Raw genomic sequence first — 19,084 nt, forward strand, 5'->3', positions numbered from 1 at the left:
GTAAGCGGATCGGCCCGGCTCACGCGGCCCGCCGGCAGGTCAGGCGGCAGAACGCGCGTCACTGGAGCCACGCCGATGTCACGACGGAATCCGGAGCACGCACAGCACTCCGTGTCCCGCGGCCGTTGCCTGTAATCCGCCTGGAGTGCCCGCGGGACCAACCACCGCCTCGCATGGCGGACAACATGGCGGTGGTGAGGCCGTCGCAGGCGCTCGCTGCGCGTCAGCACCGCGATCAACGACCGATTTCGGCCGGCATCCTATTCCACCGACGACTTGCCGCTCAGCAGCATCACAAACGGGTTGATGTCCGCGAACGATGGGAAGACGCCATCCAGGTTGATGTCGCCGTTCTCGGGCGGGCAGGTGGGGTACGTCGCCTGCCAGAGGTCGTTGCCCGACAGGTACAGCACGAACGGGTTGATATCGCGGAAGTCCACCTGGCCATCGCAGTTCAGATCACCGGTGATCAACGCCGGCAGGCCCAGGCTGCCATCCGGCTTCACGTTCTGGGTGTAGATGTTGCCGCTGTCGACGCGCTGGTCGGCCCACGCGACGAGCGGCATGCCCGCCGGCGTCCGCGCCGCGATCACACCCCACTTGCTGCTGAGCGTCGCGCAGATCATCCGCGGCGAGAGTGGCCACACGACAGCGCCGGCGCCGTCCAGCCGGAACGCCTTCAGGTACCCCGCGCCGGCGTCATCGACGTAGAACACGATCGCGCCGGTGCCGGCCACTACGGTCTTCACAAACGCGTTCTGCTGGGTGGTCAGCGGCAGCAATTGCACACCGCTGTTGGTCCAGGCGCGTACGCCGGCGGGCGAGAACTTCTGCCCGTACAGGCCCCATTGCGACTGAAGCGAGTTAGCCTCGGTCCAGAACAGGAAGCTCTCGCCGGTCGCGGAGTTATACGCGACATCGGGCGAGAGCCGAATCCGGTTCGCGAGCGTGGACGCGGCCACGCCATTGTGCGGGAACAGTTGGGTACCCGAGGTGCTCACGTGCTGCACGTAGCAGTTGCGCGTGCCGGCGGTGTCGTACCAGCCGAAGACCGCGCCGCCGCTGCCATCGGGCACGAATCGCGGGAAGTAGCCCATCTGCAGCGAGCCGCCGTCGAAGACAATGACCGGCGCGAAGCCCCACACCGGGGCCCCCGCCGAGGAGTACTTCTGTGCATACAGGTACCGCGGGCTGGAATAGCCGCCGGTGGAATAGACCCAACTGGCGATCACCGTGCCCGCGCCGGACTCCTTCAGGTCGCTGAGCCCGTATGAGCCGGTGGCCGGGAGCACGTGCGTCGGGCTGGCCCACTGTGGCACGCCGTCAGGACTGAGCTGCTGCAGGTAGAAGCCCGCCTCCTGCGTCCAGCCGACGACGATGCGTCCGTCGCTTGTGACCGCGACGCGCGGACTGGCGACGAATTCGCTGGTATTGGTCAGCAGGACGCCCGTCGCGCCCCACAGGAGCGTCCCCGCGGGGCTGATCTTGTTGCAGCCGATCTGGTCACTGCCGCTGCGATCGTCGTTGTACGCGATCACCGCGTTGTCGTCCGCATCGACGGTCAACTCGTAGTCCGTGGTCCAGCCGTACGACCGGTTCGCGATCAGGAGGCCGTTGTGCGGCCACTGCTCGTAGCCCTGCGGATCGAGCCGCTGCAGGTACACGTCGTAGCCGCCGCCGGCGTTGTCGAACCAACTGATGTAGCAGCCGCCGTCCGAGGTGCTGCGGATCTTGGGCTGCACCTGGTCCGCGGTCCGGTCCGCGATGGCCAGGTTCACCGACGGGTCCGATGACCACTGCGCGGTCGCCGGCACAGCCAACCCGACCGCCGCGCACGCCACCGCCGCCATCACTCGTTGCACTGGAAGCATGTTCAATCCTCCTATCCGGTAGCCGGCGCGCGGAGCACGGGATCAGTCAGACAATTGGCTGCGAAGACATGCCCGGTGCCACGCGGCCCGGCGTCGCCGCCCGGTGATACACCGACATTGTACCGCGCTGCACCCCGTCGGCGTCTGCTGTTTTCTGGCCGTCTCGGCCCCGCGCGCTCGCGTGGTGTCTGGCCAATGACCCGCCACTGCTCCAGCTCGGTCGCGTCGTAACTCCAGCTGGGGGCGGGAAATCCGAACGCGGCTCGCCCGACGCGTAGTGGCGGTGCGCGCCTACCAGTCGCGGTCGACCGGTTTTTGTTTCGCCATTTGCTGCTGCGCGAGCTTCTCGCGGCGGGCTTTCTCAGCGTCGCGGATCATCTGCAGCAGCCGCTCGGCCTGCTCGCGCGACATCTGAATAGGTGACGCCTCACCCGCCTGCTGCTGCTCGCCGGCCGGCTGGGTCTCCGGCGGCGGCATCTCCGGCTGCGTAGTGGGCGGCGGCGGCTCGCCTTCCGGTTGTTCGTCGTCCGGCTCGTCGCCGGGCTGCGACTCGGGTTGCGACTCCGCAGGTTGGCTTTGCGCCGACTGCTCCTGTTGCTGCTGGCTTGGCTGCGACTGAGGCTGTGACGAGGGTTGCGACGGGGGCGCTTGCTGCTGCTGATCCTGTTGCTCCTGGGATTGGTCGCCGGACGGTTGCGACTGCGGCTGTTGCTGCGATTGCTCCTCGATCTGCTGCTTCAGGAGCTGCGTCAATTCGAGGTTCGCACGGGCGTCTGCGAATTGCGGGTCGAGCCGCAGCGCCGCGCGGTACTGTTCGGCCGCCGCGGCCAGGTGCTGCAGCGCCGCCTGCGGATTCTGCTGCGCCGCGGCCAGTGCGTCCGCGTAGTCGCAGTTGCCCAGGTTGTAGCGCGTGCGAGCCGCGAACGCCGCGTCGCCGGTGTCCTTCAGCCGCACCCACAGGTCGCGGGCCGCATCGAGCTTGCCGAGCTTGAAGTTCGCGGCCGCCATGTCGTGCAGCAGCTCGGGCGATGGGCGCGTCTGGCTTGCCGCCTGCTCGTAGGCCGCCAGCGCCTCCGCGTACCGGCCGGCGGCGTAGTCCCCATTTCCCTTGGCGACCAGTTCATGGGCCGGATCCGCCGCCAACGCGACCCCCAGCGTCAGCCCCGCCAACAGGCCACACCACGCTCGACGCACGCGCGTCATGCGGCTTCCTCCTGGGCCGCGCGGCGCACGGCGCGCACCGCCACGCCCGCCGGCCCCTCGCGCAGCAGTGAATCCATGAGCACGAGCAGCAGCGCGGCGAGTGCAAACGGATGCATCTGCGCCGGTTGGCGCACACGCCGCTGCGATTGCTCCTCCTCCGCCCGCACGCCGGCCGCGACGCGGCGATAGATGTCGCCGAGGTCGAAATTACTCGTGCCGACGGCGACAAAGACACCCTGGTTCGAGACACGCGCGACCTGCTCGAGTGTGGAGAAGTCGGCGCGGCTCCGCACGATCTGCCCACCGTACTCGAGGAACGATTCGCCCTGCTCGTTGCGGACCGGGATGCGGGCGCCCTGCTCGGGATCGCCCAGCGCGAGTGCGACGATCGGCACCTGCTGATCGCGCCACAGGTTTGATGCGGCTTCGAGCGGGTAGCTCTCGTGGTCCTCACCGTCGGTGATCAGGATGACGATCTTGTGCGTCTCGAGGCCGTGCTCGAACTGCGCCTCGGCCTTGCGGATGGCATCCCCGATGTTCGTGCCGCCGCGTGGCGCGCTCAGCGGGCTCACATCGTCCAGCGCCAGCCGGAAGAACCCGTAGTCGGACGTGAGCGGACAGACCAACGTCGGCACGCCCGCGAACGCGATCAGCCCGATGCGGTCGCCGCCGAGCGCCGGCAGCAGGTCATCGCGAATGGCGAGCTTGGCCCGCTCCAGCCGGTTGGGCGCGATGTCGCGCGCCAGCATCGAGCGCGATACGTCGAGCAGCACCAGGACGTCGATGTTTCGCCGCAGCAGCGTTTGCGCCTGCTCACCCCAGCGCGGCCCGATCAGCGCGGCCACCAGCGCCGCAAGCGCGACGACCACCAGCCACAGGCGCAGGAGCGGCCGCGCCAGGCCGGTCGGCGGCGTCAGCCGTGGCAAGAGCGCCGCCGCCGCAAACCGCCGCAGCGCAGTTCGCCGCCGGGCGACGCCATAGAGCCCGACCAGGCCGACGGCCAGCACAACCCACAGCAGGTGCAGCCAGCGCAGATCGTCGAAGCTCAGGCCGGTCATGGGATTTTCCTCAAGAGGGTAGCATCGAGCAGCGTCTGCACGCTCAGGCACACAAACGCCGCGAGCAGCCAGCCCCACGACAGCTCAGCCCACTCCACGTAGCTCTGTTCCTCCGTCTTCGTGCGTTCGAGCCGGTCGATTTCGGCGTAGATTCGTTCCAGGGCGACCGCGTCGCCGGCGCGGAAGAACCTGCCACCCGAGACCTCGGCGATCCGGCGCAAAGCCGCGTCGTCCACCGGCTGGCGGCCGCCCCAGGGCATCCGTTGCCCCGTGCCGGCCAGGATCGTGTACACCTTGATCCCGTAGGTCGCGGCCAGCTCGCCGGCCTGCTCGGGCGCGATCATGCCGGTGTTGTTCTCGCCGTCGGTCAGCAGGATCACCACGCGACTGTCGATCACGAGCTGGTTGCCGGAGCCGGTCGTGCGTTTTAGATCCTTGAGACGCTCGACGGCCAGCGCGAGCGCGTCGCCGATCGCGGTCCCGTCTTCCTCGCGATTGCCGCGCCAGCGCCCGTTCTGATCCAGCCAGAGCACCGTGCGACTCTCGTCGAGCGTCTTGAGCAGCACCTCGCGGTCCAGCGTCAGCGGGCAAACGCTGTCCGGGTAGCGGGCGAAACGGATCATGCCGATCAGGTCGTTCGGCCGACCGGGCAACTTGCCGCCGCCAGTGACGAAATTCTTGAACACGTCCTTCACGACTTCGAGGCGCGTCTGTTGCACGTTGCGCGTCGACAGGTCGACATCGAGCATGCTGGACGAGCAGTCGATGGCCATCTGGATCGCAATGCCTTCGACCACCACGCGGCGCGACTCGTTCGGCGATTGCGGCCGGGCGGCGGCGATGATCAGGCAGGTCAGCACCGCGGTACGCAGAACCGGCAGAATCAGGCGCAGGTGTCGGCGCCACGCTCCGCCTGCGCCGCGCAGGGCGTCCAGGCTGGAGAAGCGAATCACCGGTCGGCGGCGCGGATGCCGCCAGAGGTACCACAGGGCCGGCAGCAACGGCAGCAGACAAAGTAGCCACACCCATGGTTGCGGCCAGTAGAGCCAATCCGGCGTCAGCGGCAGATGCGTGTGCGTCATGCCGACGACCCTCCCGTGGCGCCCGACGGCGGCGACGCGGCCGCGGTGGCATGCACGAAGGCCCGCGCAGTCGCGAGCCCTGCTTCCGCGTCTTCCCGGCGCGGCTCCCAGGCGGCGTACTTCACGAAGTCGCACGCCTCCAGGAACTGCCGCAGGCGCTCCGCGTCGTAAGGCACGGCCCGCCGGTCGCGCGCCAGGACTGCCAGGAACTCCTCCGTCGTCATCTCGGGCGCCGCCAGGCCGAACTTGCGTTCGATGTAGCTGCGCACCACCTCGGTCAGCCGGTAGTAGTATTCCCGCATTCGGCCGCGCTCGCACCAATCGCCGCCCGCCAGGTCGGCCAGCGCGCGCAGCGCCCACACCTCCGGAAGGATTGGCGGCGCAGGTCGCAGCATCCAGCGCCGGAGCGCCCGGAAGGCGCGCCACGCGCCGATCAGGAGCACTACCGCGCCCGCCGCAAGCGTGATGCGCATCCACAGCGGCATCGGCGGTTTTGGCGGGAGCAGCGCCCCCGTGATGTCGCGCGGTTGCTCCGGGCGGTCCTGGTCGGTCAGGGCCGAGCGTACCTCGATCTTGAGCACGCTGCTGACCAGCTCGCTGTCCAGTGCGGGCTGCGACTCCGCCGGATCGGATCGACGACCATACCGCGCGGTAAGTGCCGGCACTTCCAGCGGGCCGGAGACCAGTGCGTCGATCTCGAAGGCGCGCCGCCAGACGAGGCCGGTCGCCCCCGGGCGCGGGTCCGGCGTGTCGATCAGCCGGGCCGGCAACTCGCCGAAGTCCTGCACGGTGGGCAGCGCGACGAGGAAATCCTCGGGCGTCTCAACGGCGACCGTCACTGAGATCACGTCGCCGACGGCCGGCTTATGCGGGCCGGCCACGACGGTCAGCTTCAGCGGGCCACGCTCGACGACGTCTTGCAACCGGTCGGGTGCGGCCGGGGTCTGCGGCCGGCAGGCCCCGAGGACCAGCAGCAGCGGCCACAGCGAGTGCCGCGCTGTGCGGATGTGACGCCGCCGAATCGTCATCGCCGCCGCTCCCGCCGCCGGAAGAAGGTGGTGAGCGGCTCGATAAACGGCGTGCCGGTGCGTACCTCGACCGCATCCAGACGCACCTTGCGGAATTCGCTGCGCAGCCGCTCGGCCCGCCGGCGCGCGAGCTCGGCGAACCGCGTTCGCACGGCCCGCGAACTGGTATCCACCAGCAACTGTTCGCCGGTCTCCGGGTCGAGCAATTCCACGTAGCGCACCGGGGGCAACTCGTGCTCGCGCTCATCGCGCACCACGACCGGAATCAGGTCGTGCCGATGCCGCACGATCCGCAGCGCCCCGGTGAACTCGGGGGCCTGGAAATCGCTGATCAGGAACACAACCGCCCGCCGCCGCAGCACGCGGTTCAGGTACTCCAAGGCGCCACCGACATCGGTGCCGCGCCCCGCGGGTGCATGGTAGAGCAGCTCGCGGACCACGCGGAGCACGTGGCGCGTCCCCTTGCGGGCCGGGACGAAGCGCTCGATCCGGTCGGTGAAGAGAATGAGGCCGACCTTGTCGTTGTTCTGGATCGCGGAGAAGGCGAGCGTCGCCCCGAGCTCGGCCACCAGCTCGCGCTTGAGCTGGTCCCGCGTGCCGAAGTCCTGCGAGGCGCTGACATCCACGAGCAGCACGACGGTCAGCTCGCGCTCCTCGCGGTAGTTCTTGACGAAAGGCCGGCCCACGCGGGCGGTTACGTTCCAGTCGATGGTGCGCACATCGTCGCCGGGCTGGTACTCACGGACCTCCTCGAACTCCATCCCGCGGCCTTTGAAGGCGGAGTGATACTGACCGGCGAAGATGTCATTCACCATCGCCGAGGTGATGATCTGGATGCGACGGACCTTCTTGAGAACTTCTGCCGGGATCATCGCCTGGTCAATCCGCCGTTGCCCCACGCGGGCGTACTCAAGCCAGGCCGCGAATTGTACCGGCGCAGCGGCGCCTGCGAAACGCGCCCCGTGGAGAGTCGCCGGCGCGGGGGTCCTTGGTGCCCGCCGAGGTCGGGGCCCCACCGGCCGGCCCATATGACAAACCGGGCGCGCGTCGATCTTGCTCCGATCAACGCGCGCCCGGTTTCACGCCGACCTACGCGGGCGCAGTCGGCCGTCGCCCACTAGCGACGTCGCAGCCCCAGGGCCGCCAACGCGAGCAGCGCCAGCGACGTCGGCTCCGGAACGCCGAAATACACGTTGTCCCAGCCGACGTCCTCGATGAACGCCTCGCCGGCCGATTCGTTGAGCACCGCACTCTGAATCGGATCGGTGCTGACGATGCCGATGAAGAAGTTGTTGTCCGGCCCGGCGTTCGGCGCACCCCAAACCGGTATGGGCACGCTGGCGATCAGCGCGCCGGCGGCGTTGAAGAAGTCCAGGGTCTCGATGAAGCCGGGGGTGGTGAGCTCATTGTCGAGCACCCACATGCCCACCGCGAACTGCGGCGTCGTCAGATCCAATTGCAGGCGTTCGTCGACGCCGGCCCCGCCAAACGGGAAGAGCGCGTTCGGGATCGAGCGCGGCTCGTATTGCGCGTTGTCGCCCAGCGCGCGCAGTCCGAATCCGCCGGGCTGCGAGAACGTGACCCCCTGGCCGGCCCACTCGTTGCCGGTCAGAACCGTGTCCGGAGGGACGCTGTCGAAGTCGATCATCGTCAGCGCACCCGTCGCGGCCAGGAAGGCAGTTTCCTGGGGCTCCTGAAAAGCAAGCCCGAAGGTCGGGTCAAAAAACAGTGTGTAAGACGCGAGCGCAGGCGCCGCCAACAGACCGACCACAACCAACACAGCCAACCGTCGTGTCATCACCTTTCTCCTCTGCTTAATACCACTCCTGCGAACTCCGGCCGCGAGCACGGAAGCGGCCCAGCGCCACGCTCGCGACAATTCCACGTGACCTTCGCCGCGATCGAAGGAACTGACCGCCGCAGCACACCAGACTTCGTCCCAGTAACCGCACCATTATAGCCCCGGCGGGAGTAATTTCCCATAAAAAAACGCCCCCGCCCACCCACGCCGCCGAGCCTGTCCGGACCGCCATCTGACAGACGCGGGCGCGTTTCCGCGACGCAACGCGCCACTCACGTGCCCCCCAGCCCGACTTGCCGGGGTACGACCTCGTTCAAGCTACCCGAGCGGAAACCACGCAGATCGAGCGCGACGTACTGGAATCCCAGCTCCCGGAGCCGGGCGTCCACTCGGGCCCGCAGCTCGGCATCCGCGAACCGGTCCAGATCCGTGGCCGGCACCTCGATCCGGGCCAGTTGCGCATGGTGCCGCACGCGGCATTCCGCGAAGCCCAGCTCACGCAGATACGTCTCGGCGGCGTCGATTCGCTGCAGCTTTTCCGGCGTCACGGGCTCGCCATACGGGATACGCGACGACAGGCAGGGTGACGCGGGCTTGGCATGAATTAAAATGCCCAGTGCCGCGCCGATTTGGCGCACTTCGGCCTTGGTGATGCCGACCTCAGCCAACGGCGCCAGGACGTGCTGCTCATTGGCCGCCTGCAAACCGGGCCGGAAATCGCCGAGATCGTCCCGGTTCGTGCCGCCGACAACGGCCCGGTAGCCACGTGCGGCGGCCAGCGGCACCAGCCGGGAGTACAGCTCGGTCTTGCAGTAGTAGCAGCGCTCGCTCGGGTTCGAAACGTAGCGCGGGTCAGCAAATTCCGCGGTGTCGAGGAACTCATGCGCGGCGCCCAGCTCGGCGGCGAGCGCGGCGACGGAATTCAGCTCGGCACGCGGGACACTAGGGCTGCGGCCGGTCACCGCCAGCACGCGCGAGGACCCCAGCGTGCGGACCGCCACCTTGAGCAGGACAGCGCTGTCCACCCCGCCCGAGAACGCCACCACGACCGATTCGAGCGCCCGCAGGCGCTGCTCGAGCGCGTTCAATTTACGGGCCACTTGCTCCTGCATGAGCTCCGCTCCGGCTCCCGCGGCTGCGCACCGCTCGATTCTAGCCCGGTTTTTCCCCGGCGCGGGCCGCGGCCGCGGTCCCGTGGCCGCGCCGCAGCAGGCCCAGCACGATGCCGCTGACGACGTACCCAAAGGCCAGCACGACCAGCAGCAACTCGAACGAATACCAGCCAATCCCGAGAATGACGATCAACCAGACCAGGTGCGTGGGCGGATGCCGGCGGCGCACATACACGTTGAAAATATGCACGTAATCGAACCGGCTCACCATCAGCAGCCCGACCGCGAACGCGGCCAGCGCGATCACCCAGCGCGACACGTCCGGCCAGTTCACATTCCAGGCCGCAAACCCCGTGTGCCGCAGCCGCTCGTGCAGCGCGAGCAGCGCGGCCATGGCCGCCGCCGCCCCGGGGCTGGGCAGCCCGCTGAAGGCGCGCTGCCCCTCCTCGCTTTTCACGTTCTCGGCGTTGTAGCGCGCCAACCGGATCGCGGCGCAACTCAGGTATACCAGCGCGCACAGCAACCCCACGCTGAACTGCGGCCGCGACGCGTCGGGCTCCTCAGCCAGCGCTCCCGGGGCCGGTCGCAACAACAGCGTCACGAACAGGGCCACGGGCGCCACGCCGAAACTGACCACGTCCGACAGGGAGTCGAGCTGGGCCCCGAATTCGCTCGTCCGCCGGGTCAGCCGGGCCAGCCGCCCGTCCAGCGCATCGAAGATCATCGCCAGCACGATCAGGTAGGCGCCGGCGGCGATGTGCGTTGGAAAGAGCTGCTCCAGCGCCCGGTGGAACACACGCGGTTGGATCGCGAAGTACGCGGCGTACTCGGCGCGCACCGCCAACAGGCAGCAGAAAATGGCCAGAAAGCCGCAGATCAGGTTGCCGAGCGTGGCCGCCGCCGGCAACAGGCTGATCCCGATCAGCCGGCGCCGGTGGTGGTCCAGTTCGGTCTGCGCGTGCTTTTCCTGGTCCAGGATCATCTTTCCGGCACTGCCCGCCGGCGGGCCAGCACCGTGCGGCCGGCCTTCACCGCGTCGCCGACGGCGACACGCACTTCCCAGGCGGGATCCTCAACGAGACACACTTCGGTACGCGACCCGAGCTTGATCATACCGTAGCGCTGCCCGGCTGTCAGGCGCTCGCCCACCCGCGCCGTGCACACGATGCGCCGGGCCAGCACGCCGGCGATCTGCCGCACGCGCACCGGGCCCGGCAGCGGCGCGGCCGTCTCGAGTTCGAGCGTGTTGCTTTCATTGCGCACATCGGCGTCGGCGCGCAGCGCGTTCAGGAACTCGCCCGGGCGATAGTCCACCGCCGTCACGCGCCCGGCGCACGGGCTGCGGTTGATGTGCACGTTGAAGACACTCAGAAAAATCATGATGCGCAAAAACTGCCGGTCGTCCGGGCCGGCCACGCCGTGCGTGATCTCGACGATCTTCCCGTCCGCCGGCGCCAGGATCAGGTCGTCGCCGACCGGGCACGCGCGGGGCGGGTCGCGGTAGAACGAGAGCAAGGCGAGCGCTATGACGGCCGGCAGGACGGCCCACCAACCCGCCAGCCACGCGCAGACGGCGGTGAGCGCTCCCCCGCCCAGCACGATCAGCGTCACTTCCAGCCGCGCGTACGGCGCCATCCGCCACTCCCGCTATCCGGGCCACAACTCGTCGATCAACTGCGCCACGCCGCAGTCGTTATGGCTGCCGACCACGCGCTCCGCGGCGGCGCACACGGCGGGCCGCGCGTTCGCCACGGCCACGCCGAGCCCCGCCCGTTGGATCATATCCAGGTCGTTCACGTCGTCGCCCACCGCGACGGTGCGGCGCGGGTCCACGCCCCACCGCCGACACAGCTTCTCAATTCCGTACCACTTGTCCACGATCGGCGCAAAGGCCTCGATCAGCGACAGGCGGTACGGCGGCGCGTGCAGTACGTTGTGGCGGATCCGCCCGTCGAACGCGGCGCGCAACTCCTCCGAGACGACCTTTAGCACCGCGGTCTCCTCGATAATCGAGAGGCGTAGCGGGGCCGCACATCCGTCCGGCAGACGCTCCACATTCGACACCTTGCACGGCGAGCGCTCCAGCCAGGCGTCCACCGCCGGGTGGCGCCGCGGACCGGCGAGCATGTACCCGTCGCTGCCAGCCTCATCGGGGTCCGTGAGCCAGAGCACCGGGAAACCGCGCGCCTGAAACCAGTCGGTAAGCGCCAGCGCATCGGACGGCGGTATCGCCGTGCGCTCCAGCGTACGACCTGACGTCGCCTCGCTGACCAGGGCGCCAAAGACGGTGACCGTCGCATCGAGGTCGAGGCCGATCTCCGCCAGAACTGGTCGCGTCTCGGTGAACGCCCGCCCGGTGCACAGCACGATGCGGACGCCCGCCTGGTGGGCCCGGTGCAACGCCGCCCGGTTCGCGGCCGGCAACGTGTGCTCCGAGTTCAGGAGCGTACCGTCGAGGTCGATGGCCAGCAGTTCGTATTCCAATGCCGATCCCATGCGGTCGCTGCCGGCGCCGCCATGCTCGTCCACCGTGGGCGGCGCGCGGGTTGAGCGGCCAAGTCGCTATTCTGGCGGATTCGGCGGCCGCGGGAAAGTCGGGCCGCGACGGATCCCCTGTTGCCCGGGGGCGCGCGGTATACTGCGCGCTGGGATAGCGTTTGCCGCGGGCCTGCACGAAAGACGCACCGCGGGTGTCCCCATGAGCAGCCGTTATGACCAACCCGGATGAAGCTGCCGGCCGCGTCACGCGACCGGTCCATAGCGTCGCGATCATCGGCTCACCTGACAAGCCCGGGGCGGCCGAGACACTGGCCCGCGCCGGCCGCTGGCTGGCGGGCCGGACGGCAGTCGTCTTCAGCGACATCACCTATGACAGCCGGAAGGCGATCGCTGCGCGGCCCGACCTTCTCATCGTCCTTGGCGGCGACGGCACGCTCATCGCCGCGGTCCATGGACTGCGCGAGCGCCAAGTGCCGATCGTCGGCGTGAATCTCGGCAAGCTCGGCTACCTCGCGGATTTCACCATCGACGAGCTCGAAAGCGAAGGCGACTTCCTGTTCTGCGGCGACCTGCCGATCACACGCCGGGCCATGATGGATGTGCGGGTGGTCCGCGCCGATGTGCACGAGCCCGCGTCGCCCGCCGTCAATGACTGCGTGGTCTTCGCCGGCCCGCCGTTCCACATGATCGAAATGGTCGTCGAGGTGGACGGCGACGAAGTGGCGTACATCCGCGGCGACGGCGTGATCGTAGCGACACCGTCCGGATCGACCGCGCACAACCTGGCCGCGGGCGGCCCCATCCTGGAGCCGACGGGCGAGGCGTTCATCCTCACCCCCATCTGTCCACAGGCGCTCAGCTACCGGCCGCTGGTGCTGGCGGCCAGCCGGCGGATTTCCATTCGCATCGCCCAGGCAAACCCCGGCACGACGGTCGCGACCGATGGGCGCATCGTCCAGCCGCTGCAGGTCGGCGACCGCATCCTCATTTCCCGCTACAACGCGGACTTTCTCCTGGTCCGCAACCCGCGTCACTCCGAATGGCACGCCCTCCGCCGCAAGCTCCGCTGGGGCGAAGGGCCGAACATGCACTAGCCCACTGCGTACCCCGGCGACACGCCCCCCCCACCGCCGGCCGCCAGGGCGGGGCGCCGCGTCAGTGCGCCGGACCGATCTCGGCGTCCAGCTCATCGACCAGCGCCACCGCCCGCCGCAGGTGCGGGATGACGATCGACCCGCCGATGACCAGGCCGACGTTGAACGCCTCGAAAAGCTGCGCGTCGGTCACACCCAGTTCCTTGCAGCGGATCACGTGGTACGCGATGCAGTCATCGCAGCGCAGCACCAGCGACCCGACGAGGCCGGCGATCTCCTTCGTCCGCGCATCGAGCGCGCCGTCCTCGTATGCCTTGGCATCCAGCGTGAAGAACCGGTTGATCTGCAGGTTGCCCGCCTGCAGGATGCGCTCGTTCATCCGCTCGCGGAATTCGCGAAACCCGTTCAGCCGTTCAGACATGCCTTCCTCCACACGCGCCCCGCCGTCGCCCGGCCAGCCGGCCAGCCACCACCATTAGACCGCGTCCGGCCGTGCCCCGCACCTCCGCGCGGTTGACGCTGCCCCGCCGTCGCCGCAGAATCAACCCCCAATCCGTCGGCCACTGCCGCCCGAAACCGGCCCCGACGGGCTCTGCCCTGACGGACGGCCATGAAGACAGACCCCGTGCCCGCCAGACACGAACAGCCCGGGTCCGTGCGACCGCCGGCCCCCTTGCCCAAGCTGTGGCGTGAAGCTGGCCACGTGCTGCTGCTCTACGGGCTTTCGGCCGCCGCGCTGTGCTGGATCTTCCCCCAGCCCAGCTTCTGGCCGCTGGTGTTTGTCGCGCTCGTGCCCTGGACGGTCGCGACCTGCCGGACGCACCGTGCGTGGCTTGCGCACTGGCTCAGCTTCCTGGTCGGCTGGGGCTTCTTCCTCGTCGCCCTGCGCTGGCTACTGCCGGTAACCGGGCTCGGCTACGCCGCCCTCGCGCTCTACCTCGCGTTCTACTGGACGCTGGCAGCCTGGGCCATCCGCACCGCCCGCCGACACGGCATTTCGCTCATCTGGAGCCTACCCATCACCTGGGTCGCGTGTGAATACCTGCGCGCCACCGTCATGACCGGCTTCCCCTGGCTGTTCCTGTCGCACGGCCTCTATCGCCAACTGCCCTTGATCCAGATCAGTGACCTCACCGGCGCATACGGCGTCACCTTCCTCGCCGCCCTGGTCAATGGCGTCCTCGGCGAGTGGACCCTGCGGCGGTGGCCAGCGCATGCGGCGAACACTGGCGTCCGGCAGCTCTACGCCGGCACCGCAACCGCCATCGCGCTGCTCGCCGCGACACTCGGCTACGGCTACTTCCGGCTTGGCCAAGTGGACTTTGACAAGGCGACCGACGCGCGGGGGCCGCGGGTCGCGGTGATCCAGCACGACTTCCCGCTGGTCAGCACGCCGCCGTACGGGGATCACCCATCACTGGTCCTCGCGTCGTACCTCGCGCTCGCGGCGGAGGCTGCGCGGGGGCAACCCGACCTGCTGGCGTTCCCCGAGACCGTCTGGAACGCGTATCAAAACATCGATTTCATCGAGCGGCGTGAGGTCGTGCCGGAAGTCGGGCCGGGGCTGTGGGACTGGAGTTCCGCGTGTCACCAGGCGGTGTCCGCTTTCGCACGCGGGGATTACGCGGCGGTCAACACGGTCATCACCGACCTCGAGCACCGCGTCCGCCGGCTGGCCCAGGCGCGCCCCGAGCTGAACCTGCCGACGCGCCTGCCGCGGCTGCCGGCCGAGAATGGGCCGCGCATGACGGTGCTCGTCGGCGCAGTGTCGCTCGAGCAATTCCCCGAGGCGACTTACCCGAAGCTGAAGCGTTTCAATTCGGCGCTGATCTACGACCCCGACGGCGCCCAGCGCCGCCAGCGCTACGACAAGACACACCTTGTGCCGTTCGGTGAGCTGGTACCGTTCCGCCAGGCGAAGTTCATGGGCTTCCAGCTGCACTGGCTGTACCGCTGGCTGAACAGCCTGAGCCCGTTCAGCCAGGGCGGCAAGGACGAGTATTCGCTGACGCCAGGGACCGAGTACACGGTCTTCGAGTTCCCCACGGCCAACGGTCCGCGCCGCTTTGCCGCGCCGATCTGCTACGAGGATGCGACGCCCTACGTCATCCGGCACTTCGTTTGGGATGGAGCCACCCGCCGGGTCGACTTCCTGGTCAACATCAGCAACGACGGCTGGTTCCTCCACAGCAACGAGCTGCCGCAGCACATGGCAATCTGCGCCTTTCGCGCCGTCGAAAACCGCGTCAGCATTGCCCGGGCCGTCAACACCGGCATCAGCGGCTTCATTGACCCCAACGGCCGGATCTACTCCGAAGTCACCAAAGATGGCCGCCGCTTCGGCCGCGGCACGATCGGCTACGCCGTCGAGCCGGTGTATCTGGACCAGCGCGCCAGCCTCTATGGCCGCCTGGGCGACTGGTTCGCCGGCGTCTGCCTGGCGCTCACCGCCGTCCTGTGGCTGAGCGGCATCCTCGAGCGCTGGATCCTCGCGGCCCGCCAGAAACTGCGGGCCCTGTTTGCGAAGGGAGGTCCCTGAGTGCTTACGACCGCTTCCGACCGCCGCGGCGGTGTGCAGTCCTGGCGCCGGTTGATGCTGGGCACGGTCACCGCGGTGCTGGTCGCCGGCTGCCACGAGGCCCGGCCCGGTGCGACGCTGTCACCGCAGGAACGGATGGACATGCAGAATCGGGCGCAGGATCTACTGCTGCGCGCCGCGGAGAGCGACTTGGACGATGTGGCCTGCAATGCGCTGGAAGCGCTTGTGCGCGTCGCGCCGCGCGCCGGCCAGCCGCTGTTCCGCAAGGCGCTGCGCTCCACCTCGCCGCTGGTGCGCTACGCCGGGTTTGTCGCGCTCGGCGAGCTGCGCGACGCCGAGGTGCTTAAGTCGGTCGCGGCGGGCGTCAGGGACGAAAGCCTGCATGTGCGGCTCGCGGCGGCGTTCGCGGCGTGTCGCTGCGGTCGCGACGGCTATGCGCGCGTGCTGACGCGCGTGCTCTCCGAGGCCCCGGATGAGAACTTGCGCGCCGACGCCGCGGCCCTGCTGGGCCGCCTGCAGGAGCCGCGAGCCACGAAGTGGTTGCGCGCCGCCCTGAAGCTGCCGATCAACGAGAAGTCGCGGCACGTGACCCTCGTGCTGCGGGGCGCCCTGGCGCAGCTTGGCGACAAGGACGCGCTCAGCGAGCTGATCAACTATTCGCAGGGCGACCCCGTGGCGCGTACCGACGCCTTGCTGATCCTCGCTGACCTGGGCAACCCGGAGGCGCGCGATGGGCTCCGCTACCGGCTGCTCGGCGTAAGCGAAGAGTATGACGAGGCCCGCCTGATCGCGGCCCGCGGACTGGGGCGCATCGGCTATCGCGACGGCTACGACTTCGCCATGAAGATGCTCACCTACACCGACCCCAACCCCAACCCGACGCCCGACAACCCCAGCCGCACGTTCCCGATCCGCTCGATGGCGGTGCACGCGCTGGCGGAGATCGGCGATCCGCGGGCGCTGCCGGCGCTGCGTGACCTGGCGGCCGACCAGACGGACGCCCGGCTGCAGGTGGCCGCGAGCTACGCGATTTGCCGGATCGCGGGGCGGGAGGCAAAGTAGCGGAGAAGGCATGGAGGCACGCAGCCACGCAGCCACGGAGTCTGTGTGCCACTGCTCTTGAGCAGTGCCTGCGCTTGGCACAGCGCAGGGTCGTGGCCGAGACGCACGTGTGCGCGCGCGGCATGGCCGCGTCCTAGGGCTGACCGTCGGTCCAAGAGCGCGTCGATTACAGCCGGGGTGCCCGCTGGCCACCAGCCCGCGGCCGTGCTCCCGCGCCTCAGACATCGCCGCGAGATTCTGGCCGCGGTGTGCGTGTGCGAGCGACAACGTCTGATCGGCATGCCCACGGTTCCTCGAACGCGACCATGCCACGCACCGGGACAGCTATTCCCCGCGCGCGAGCACGCACCGAAAGCCAGTATCGGGGCCTTTTTCGTCCTTATGCATGTATCCGGCGCGATTGCGGACAGCCAGAAAGTCCTTGCGGTGTTCGTTCCACGATGCCCCAACGATGGTGAGTGACCCCGTGTTGTAGGGCTCGCTCAGGTACTCGGACACGTTACCGCGCAGGTCGTAGAGCCCAAGACGGTTGACCTCGCCACTTCCAACCGGCAAAGGTCCTGCCAGGTGAGTTCCGCCGCGGCCGCCGACGGGTGTGACCGATCCGGGAAGTCCCGCGTCAGCGACGTACTCCAGGTACTGGGCGTACGTGGGCAGGCGGTAGCAGTATCCCGCTGGCAGGGTCCCGCGTTGCCGTTCCAGCTCGGTCAGGCGCCGGCAGAATTCGAGCGCCTCATCGCCCGTCACATTGCCAACCGGGCATGTCGGACAGACCCTCGGCGTGGCGGGCGCACCCATCACCAGGTCGTACTGAGCTTGCGTTGTTTCGTAGCGCGACACCCAATATCCCGTACTGAGCGCCACCAGCTCCATTCCGACGGAGTTCACGTGTGCGCGTTCCGGTAGTACGTGAATCGAATCCGAGCATCCGATGAGGCCACTCAACACCACGAATTGTGCGCACCAACGCGTCGCGAACATCAGCCTGGTTCGGAGTGCGGTCATGGTCACCGCTCGCGCAAAGGCGAGGATCCGAGACACAAATCTCCATGTACCAGGCGCATTCTACATCCGCCGCCGAGTGCGTGGCACGGCCGCGTCCGGGGGCCGGCCGTCGATCCGACGGCGCGTCGATTACGGCCGGGGTGCCCGCTGGCCACCAGCCCGCGGCCGTGCTCCCGCGCCTCAGACATCGCCGCGAGATTCTGGCCACGGTGCGCACGTGCGAGCGACACCTCTGGCCGGCGTACCCACGCTTCCTCAAACGCGGCCATGCCACGCACCCGAGCCCGGGCGCGTCGCTGCCCCGCGGCCAATCCCCGTCATCCGGTGTCGGTCTTGGCCGCCCCACCCCGAGTATAGACTCTCTAGAATAGATGGCCGACCCTATTTTCGTACCCTATTTTTCGAATTTACCTGCCCGGTCCCACTCAGTTCATGGGACGTCCCGGCCGGGATGATTCCGAATAGACGTCCCATGATTGCAGGCTCCTATCCCCGTCCAGCGGCTCCGGAATCGTCGTGGCGGAGCAGTGCGGATCGCACCTCGTTCCAGGCCGCCTGGAGTCGCGCGATGTCCCGGCGGCGTTGACGCATCGCGAGCATAGCCGTGATGCCACAAAGCCCGAGCAGGCCTGATGCCCCCGCGTATATGACGACCCTGTCCCAGGCATCCCCGTCAAAAATGGCTGGGATGATGAAAAATGGTGCGGCAACAAGCAGCGCGCCCAGCATCAGTAGCAACGGTGACCGCGAACGAGATTCCAGCGTGGCCCCCACCTGGCCGTTCGTGACGCCTATCCGCACGTATACCATGGGAAGCCGGACGTCATGCGTGACTCCATCCGGCATGACGATGCGCTCGCAGGACCACGAGCGCGGAGACGATTCCTCGGCACACCACATCATCAGTTCCGTGCCCGCACTGTCCTGCGAAACCGTCATGCCGACGTCCTCGAGAACGGCGCGCACGGCCTGCAACGGCTGCTCGTTACGCGCCGTCGCCGGTTGTAGTGTCATCAGGAGCATCGTCACGAACCACAATAGCCAGCCCGGAAGCACCCGCCTATGTACACAGTTCCGCCAACCCAATCCGGGGACACCACGCTCAATTTACCGCGAGCGCCCGCTTCAGACCCGGCTCCAGGTCGAGACCTGCTTCTCGACCCGGCGGCTTGCGTAATCATAGCAGAAAGTGACCTGGATGTCGTTGATGCGTGTTGGGACCCTCCCCCTGCCCCCTCCCTGGGAGGGAGGGGAGTTGGAGCGGGAAACGCGTTCCGGCCGCCTGGGAGGGAGCGGAGTTGGTGTGTGGGGTGCGTGCCGGCTGCTGAAACCGTCGGCCACGTTCGTGCGCCCCCGCGAAGGGGTGGGCTTCGCGATCCAAGGTCTGAGGACCCTGGCAAACATCGTGCGCCCTACGGGCGAAGAGGGGTAAGGCACGGACGCACGAAGGGAAAGCGACGTAGCCACGAGGGGAAGAAGCGCTTGCGTCCCAGCTTTGAACCGTGACGCCGTGGTGCATTGCTCGCGAGCGGTTTCCGCGCCTGACCTCTGACGACGGCGACTCCCGACCGTGCATTGGCGGCTCAGCGGGCGTCGTGTCCCGGCGAGCCGGTTGCGTTGTAACGATCTCGACGCTTCGGGGGCGGGAGGCCGGAGGCTGACCAGCCTGGAGGGAGCGGACGGCGTCCGTTTTTGAGGGGGTGGCGGCGGACTCGGCCGGAGTTTGGCGC

General features: G+C 68.4%; 17 protein-coding genes. 3 read left to right on the forward strand and 14 right to left on the reverse strand.

Features of this window, described 5'->3' with window-relative positions:
- Positions 1-260: 260 nt before the first annotated feature.
- The 11 genes from KA383_19890 to KA383_19940 form a co-directional block, all read right to left on the reverse strand.
- Positions 261-1,871 carry a hypothetical protein gene (locus KA383_19890; GenBank protein MBP7748384.1) on the reverse strand — a complete coding sequence of 537 codons (1,611 nt, stop codon included), beginning with the start codon at positions 1,869-1,871 and terminating at the stop codon, positions 261-263.
- Between the two features lie 291 nt (positions 1,872-2,162).
- Positions 2,163-3,074, reverse strand: coding sequence for a hypothetical protein (locus tag KA383_19895; protein MBP7748385.1), 912 nt, complete (start codon positions 3,072-3,074; stop codon positions 2,163-2,165).
- Positions 3,071-4,132, reverse strand: coding sequence for a VWA domain-containing protein (locus KA383_19900; protein MBP7748386.1), 1,062 nt, complete (start codon positions 4,130-4,132; stop codon positions 3,071-3,073). The genes KA383_19895 and KA383_19900 overlap by 4 nt, the downstream gene beginning before the upstream one ends.
- Entirely contained in the window at positions 4,129-5,214 is a 1,086-nt protein-coding gene (locus KA383_19905; GenBank protein ID MBP7748387.1) for a VWA domain-containing protein, read from the reverse strand. The genes KA383_19900 and KA383_19905 overlap by 4 nt, the downstream gene beginning before the upstream one ends.
- Positions 5,211-6,242 carry a hypothetical protein gene (locus KA383_19910; GenBank protein MBP7748388.1) on the reverse strand — a complete coding sequence of 344 codons (1,032 nt, stop codon included), beginning with the start codon at positions 6,240-6,242 and terminating at the stop codon, positions 5,211-5,213. The genes KA383_19905 and KA383_19910 overlap by 4 nt, the downstream gene beginning before the upstream one ends.
- Positions 6,239-7,114, reverse strand: a complete 876-nt coding sequence (locus KA383_19915; protein ID MBP7748389.1) for a DUF58 domain-containing protein — start codon at positions 7,112-7,114, stop codon at positions 6,239-6,241. The genes KA383_19910 and KA383_19915 overlap by 4 nt, the downstream gene beginning before the upstream one ends.
- Before the next feature lie 245 nt (positions 7,115-7,359).
- On the reverse strand, positions 7,360-8,040 hold the full coding sequence (locus KA383_19920) for a PEP-CTERM sorting domain-containing protein (protein ID MBP7748390.1): 681 nt from the start codon (positions 8,038-8,040) through the stop codon (positions 7,360-7,362).
- Between the two features lie 275 nt (positions 8,041-8,315).
- Positions 8,316-9,155, reverse strand: a complete 840-nt coding sequence (gene larE / locus KA383_19925; GenBank protein ID MBP7748391.1) for an ATP-dependent sacrificial sulfur transferase LarE — start codon at positions 9,153-9,155, stop codon at positions 8,316-8,318.
- 40 nt (positions 9,156-9,195) lie between these two features.
- Positions 9,196-10,137 (reverse strand): CDP-alcohol phosphatidyltransferase family protein, encoded by a 942-nt coding sequence (locus KA383_19930; GenBank protein ID MBP7748392.1) that lies wholly within the window; start codon positions 10,135-10,137, stop codon positions 9,196-9,198.
- Complete coding sequence (locus KA383_19935) at positions 10,134-10,790, reverse strand: phosphatidylserine decarboxylase family protein (GenBank protein MBP7748393.1); 657 nt, start codon at positions 10,788-10,790, stop codon at positions 10,134-10,136. The genes KA383_19930 and KA383_19935 overlap by 4 nt, the downstream gene beginning before the upstream one ends.
- A 12-nt stretch (positions 10,791-10,802) precedes the next feature.
- Positions 10,803-11,651, reverse strand: a complete 849-nt coding sequence (locus KA383_19940; GenBank protein MBP7748394.1) for an HAD family hydrolase — start codon at positions 11,649-11,651, stop codon at positions 10,803-10,805.
- Positions 11,652-11,866: 215 nt separating this feature from the next.
- Between KA383_19940 and KA383_19945 the strand changes: the two genes are divergently transcribed.
- Positions 11,867-12,748, forward strand: coding sequence for an NAD(+)/NADH kinase (locus tag KA383_19945; GenBank protein ID MBP7748395.1), 882 nt, complete (start codon positions 11,867-11,869; stop codon positions 12,746-12,748).
- A 61-nt stretch (positions 12,749-12,809) separates the two neighbouring features.
- Here the strand turns inward: KA383_19945 and KA383_19950 are convergent, their stop codons facing one another.
- The gene (locus tag KA383_19950) at positions 12,810-13,169 is read right to left on the reverse strand and encodes a carboxymuconolactone decarboxylase family protein (protein ID MBP7748396.1); all 360 of its coding nucleotides are present in this window, start codon (positions 13,167-13,169) and stop codon (positions 12,810-12,812) included.
- A gap of 189 nt (positions 13,170-13,358) precedes the next feature.
- Here KA383_19950 and lnt point away from each other — a divergent pair, with 189 nt between their 5' ends.
- Positions 13,359-15,287 (forward strand): apolipoprotein N-acyltransferase, encoded by a 1,929-nt coding sequence (gene lnt / locus KA383_19955; GenBank protein MBP7748397.1) that lies wholly within the window; start codon positions 13,359-13,361, stop codon positions 15,285-15,287.
- On the forward strand, positions 15,288-16,349 hold the full coding sequence (locus KA383_19960) for a HEAT repeat domain-containing protein (protein ID MBP7748398.1): 1,062 nt from the start codon (positions 15,288-15,290) through the stop codon (positions 16,347-16,349). It abuts the gene before it with no gap.
- Between the two features lie 324 nt (positions 16,350-16,673).
- Here KA383_19960 and KA383_19965 read toward each other — a convergent pair whose 3' ends face one another.
- Both KA383_19965 and KA383_19970 read right to left on the reverse strand, forming a co-directional pair.
- Entirely contained in the window at positions 16,674-17,237 is a 564-nt protein-coding gene (locus KA383_19965; protein ID MBP7748399.1) for an SUMF1/EgtB/PvdO family nonheme iron enzyme, read from the reverse strand.
- A 603-nt stretch (positions 17,238-17,840) separates the two neighbouring features.
- The gene (locus tag KA383_19970; GenBank protein MBP7748400.1) at positions 17,841-18,377 is read right to left on the reverse strand and encodes a hypothetical protein; all 537 of its coding nucleotides are present in this window, start codon (positions 18,375-18,377) and stop codon (positions 17,841-17,843) included.
- Between the last annotated feature and the right edge of the window lie 707 nt (positions 18,378-19,084).

This window comes from Phycisphaerae bacterium, assembly GCA_017999985.1.
Classification (GTDB): Bacteria; Planctomycetota; Phycisphaerae; order UBA1845; family Fen-1342; genus JAGNKU01.

Excerpts from the sequence above, each read along its gene's own strand:
- larE (MBP7748391.1), bottom strand. The coding sequence starts at position 9,155 with ATGCAGGAGCAAGTGGCCCGTAAATTGAACGCGCTCGAGCAGCGCCTG.
- KA383_19890 (MBP7748384.1), bottom strand. The coding sequence starts at position 1,871 with ATGCTTCCAGTGCAACGAGTGATGGCGGCGGTGGCGTGCGCGGCGGTC.
- KA383_19930 (MBP7748392.1), bottom strand. The coding sequence starts at position 10,137 with ATGATCCTGGACCAGGAAAAGCACGCGCAGACCGAACTGGACCACCAC.
- KA383_19970 (MBP7748400.1), bottom strand. The coding sequence starts at position 18,377 with ATGCTCCTGATGACACTACAACCGGCGACGGCGCGTAACGAGCAGCCG.
- KA383_19910 (MBP7748388.1), bottom strand. The coding sequence starts at position 6,242 with ATGACGATTCGGCGGCGTCACATCCGCACAGCGCGGCACTCGCTGTGG.
- KA383_19895 (MBP7748385.1), bottom strand. The coding sequence starts at position 3,074 with ATGACGCGCGTGCGTCGAGCGTGGTGTGGCCTGTTGGCGGGGCTGACG.
- KA383_19920 (MBP7748390.1), bottom strand. The coding sequence starts at position 8,040 with ATGACACGACGGTTGGCTGTGTTGGTTGTGGTCGGTCTGTTGGCGGCG.
- KA383_19915 (MBP7748389.1), bottom strand. The coding sequence starts at position 7,114 with ATGATCCCGGCAGAAGTTCTCAAGAAGGTCCGTCGCATCCAGATCATC.
- KA383_19905 (MBP7748387.1), bottom strand. The coding sequence starts at position 5,214 with ATGACGCACACGCATCTGCCGCTGACGCCGGATTGGCTCTACTGGCCG.
- KA383_19900 (MBP7748386.1), bottom strand. The coding sequence starts at position 4,132 with ATGACCGGCCTGAGCTTCGACGATCTGCGCTGGCTGCACCTGCTGTGG.
- lnt (MBP7748397.1), top strand. The coding sequence starts at position 13,359 with ATGAAGACAGACCCCGTGCCCGCCAGACACGAACAGCCCGGGTCCGTG.
- KA383_19940 (MBP7748394.1), bottom strand. The coding sequence starts at position 11,651 with ATGGGATCGGCATTGGAATACGAACTGCTGGCCATCGACCTCGACGGT.
- KA383_19935 (MBP7748393.1), bottom strand. The coding sequence starts at position 10,790 with ATGGCGCCGTACGCGCGGCTGGAAGTGACGCTGATCGTGCTGGGCGGG.
- KA383_19950 (MBP7748396.1), bottom strand. The coding sequence starts at position 13,169 with ATGTCTGAACGGCTGAACGGGTTTCGCGAATTCCGCGAGCGGATGAAC.
- KA383_19945 (MBP7748395.1), top strand. The coding sequence starts at position 11,867 with ATGACCAACCCGGATGAAGCTGCCGGCCGCGTCACGCGACCGGTCCAT.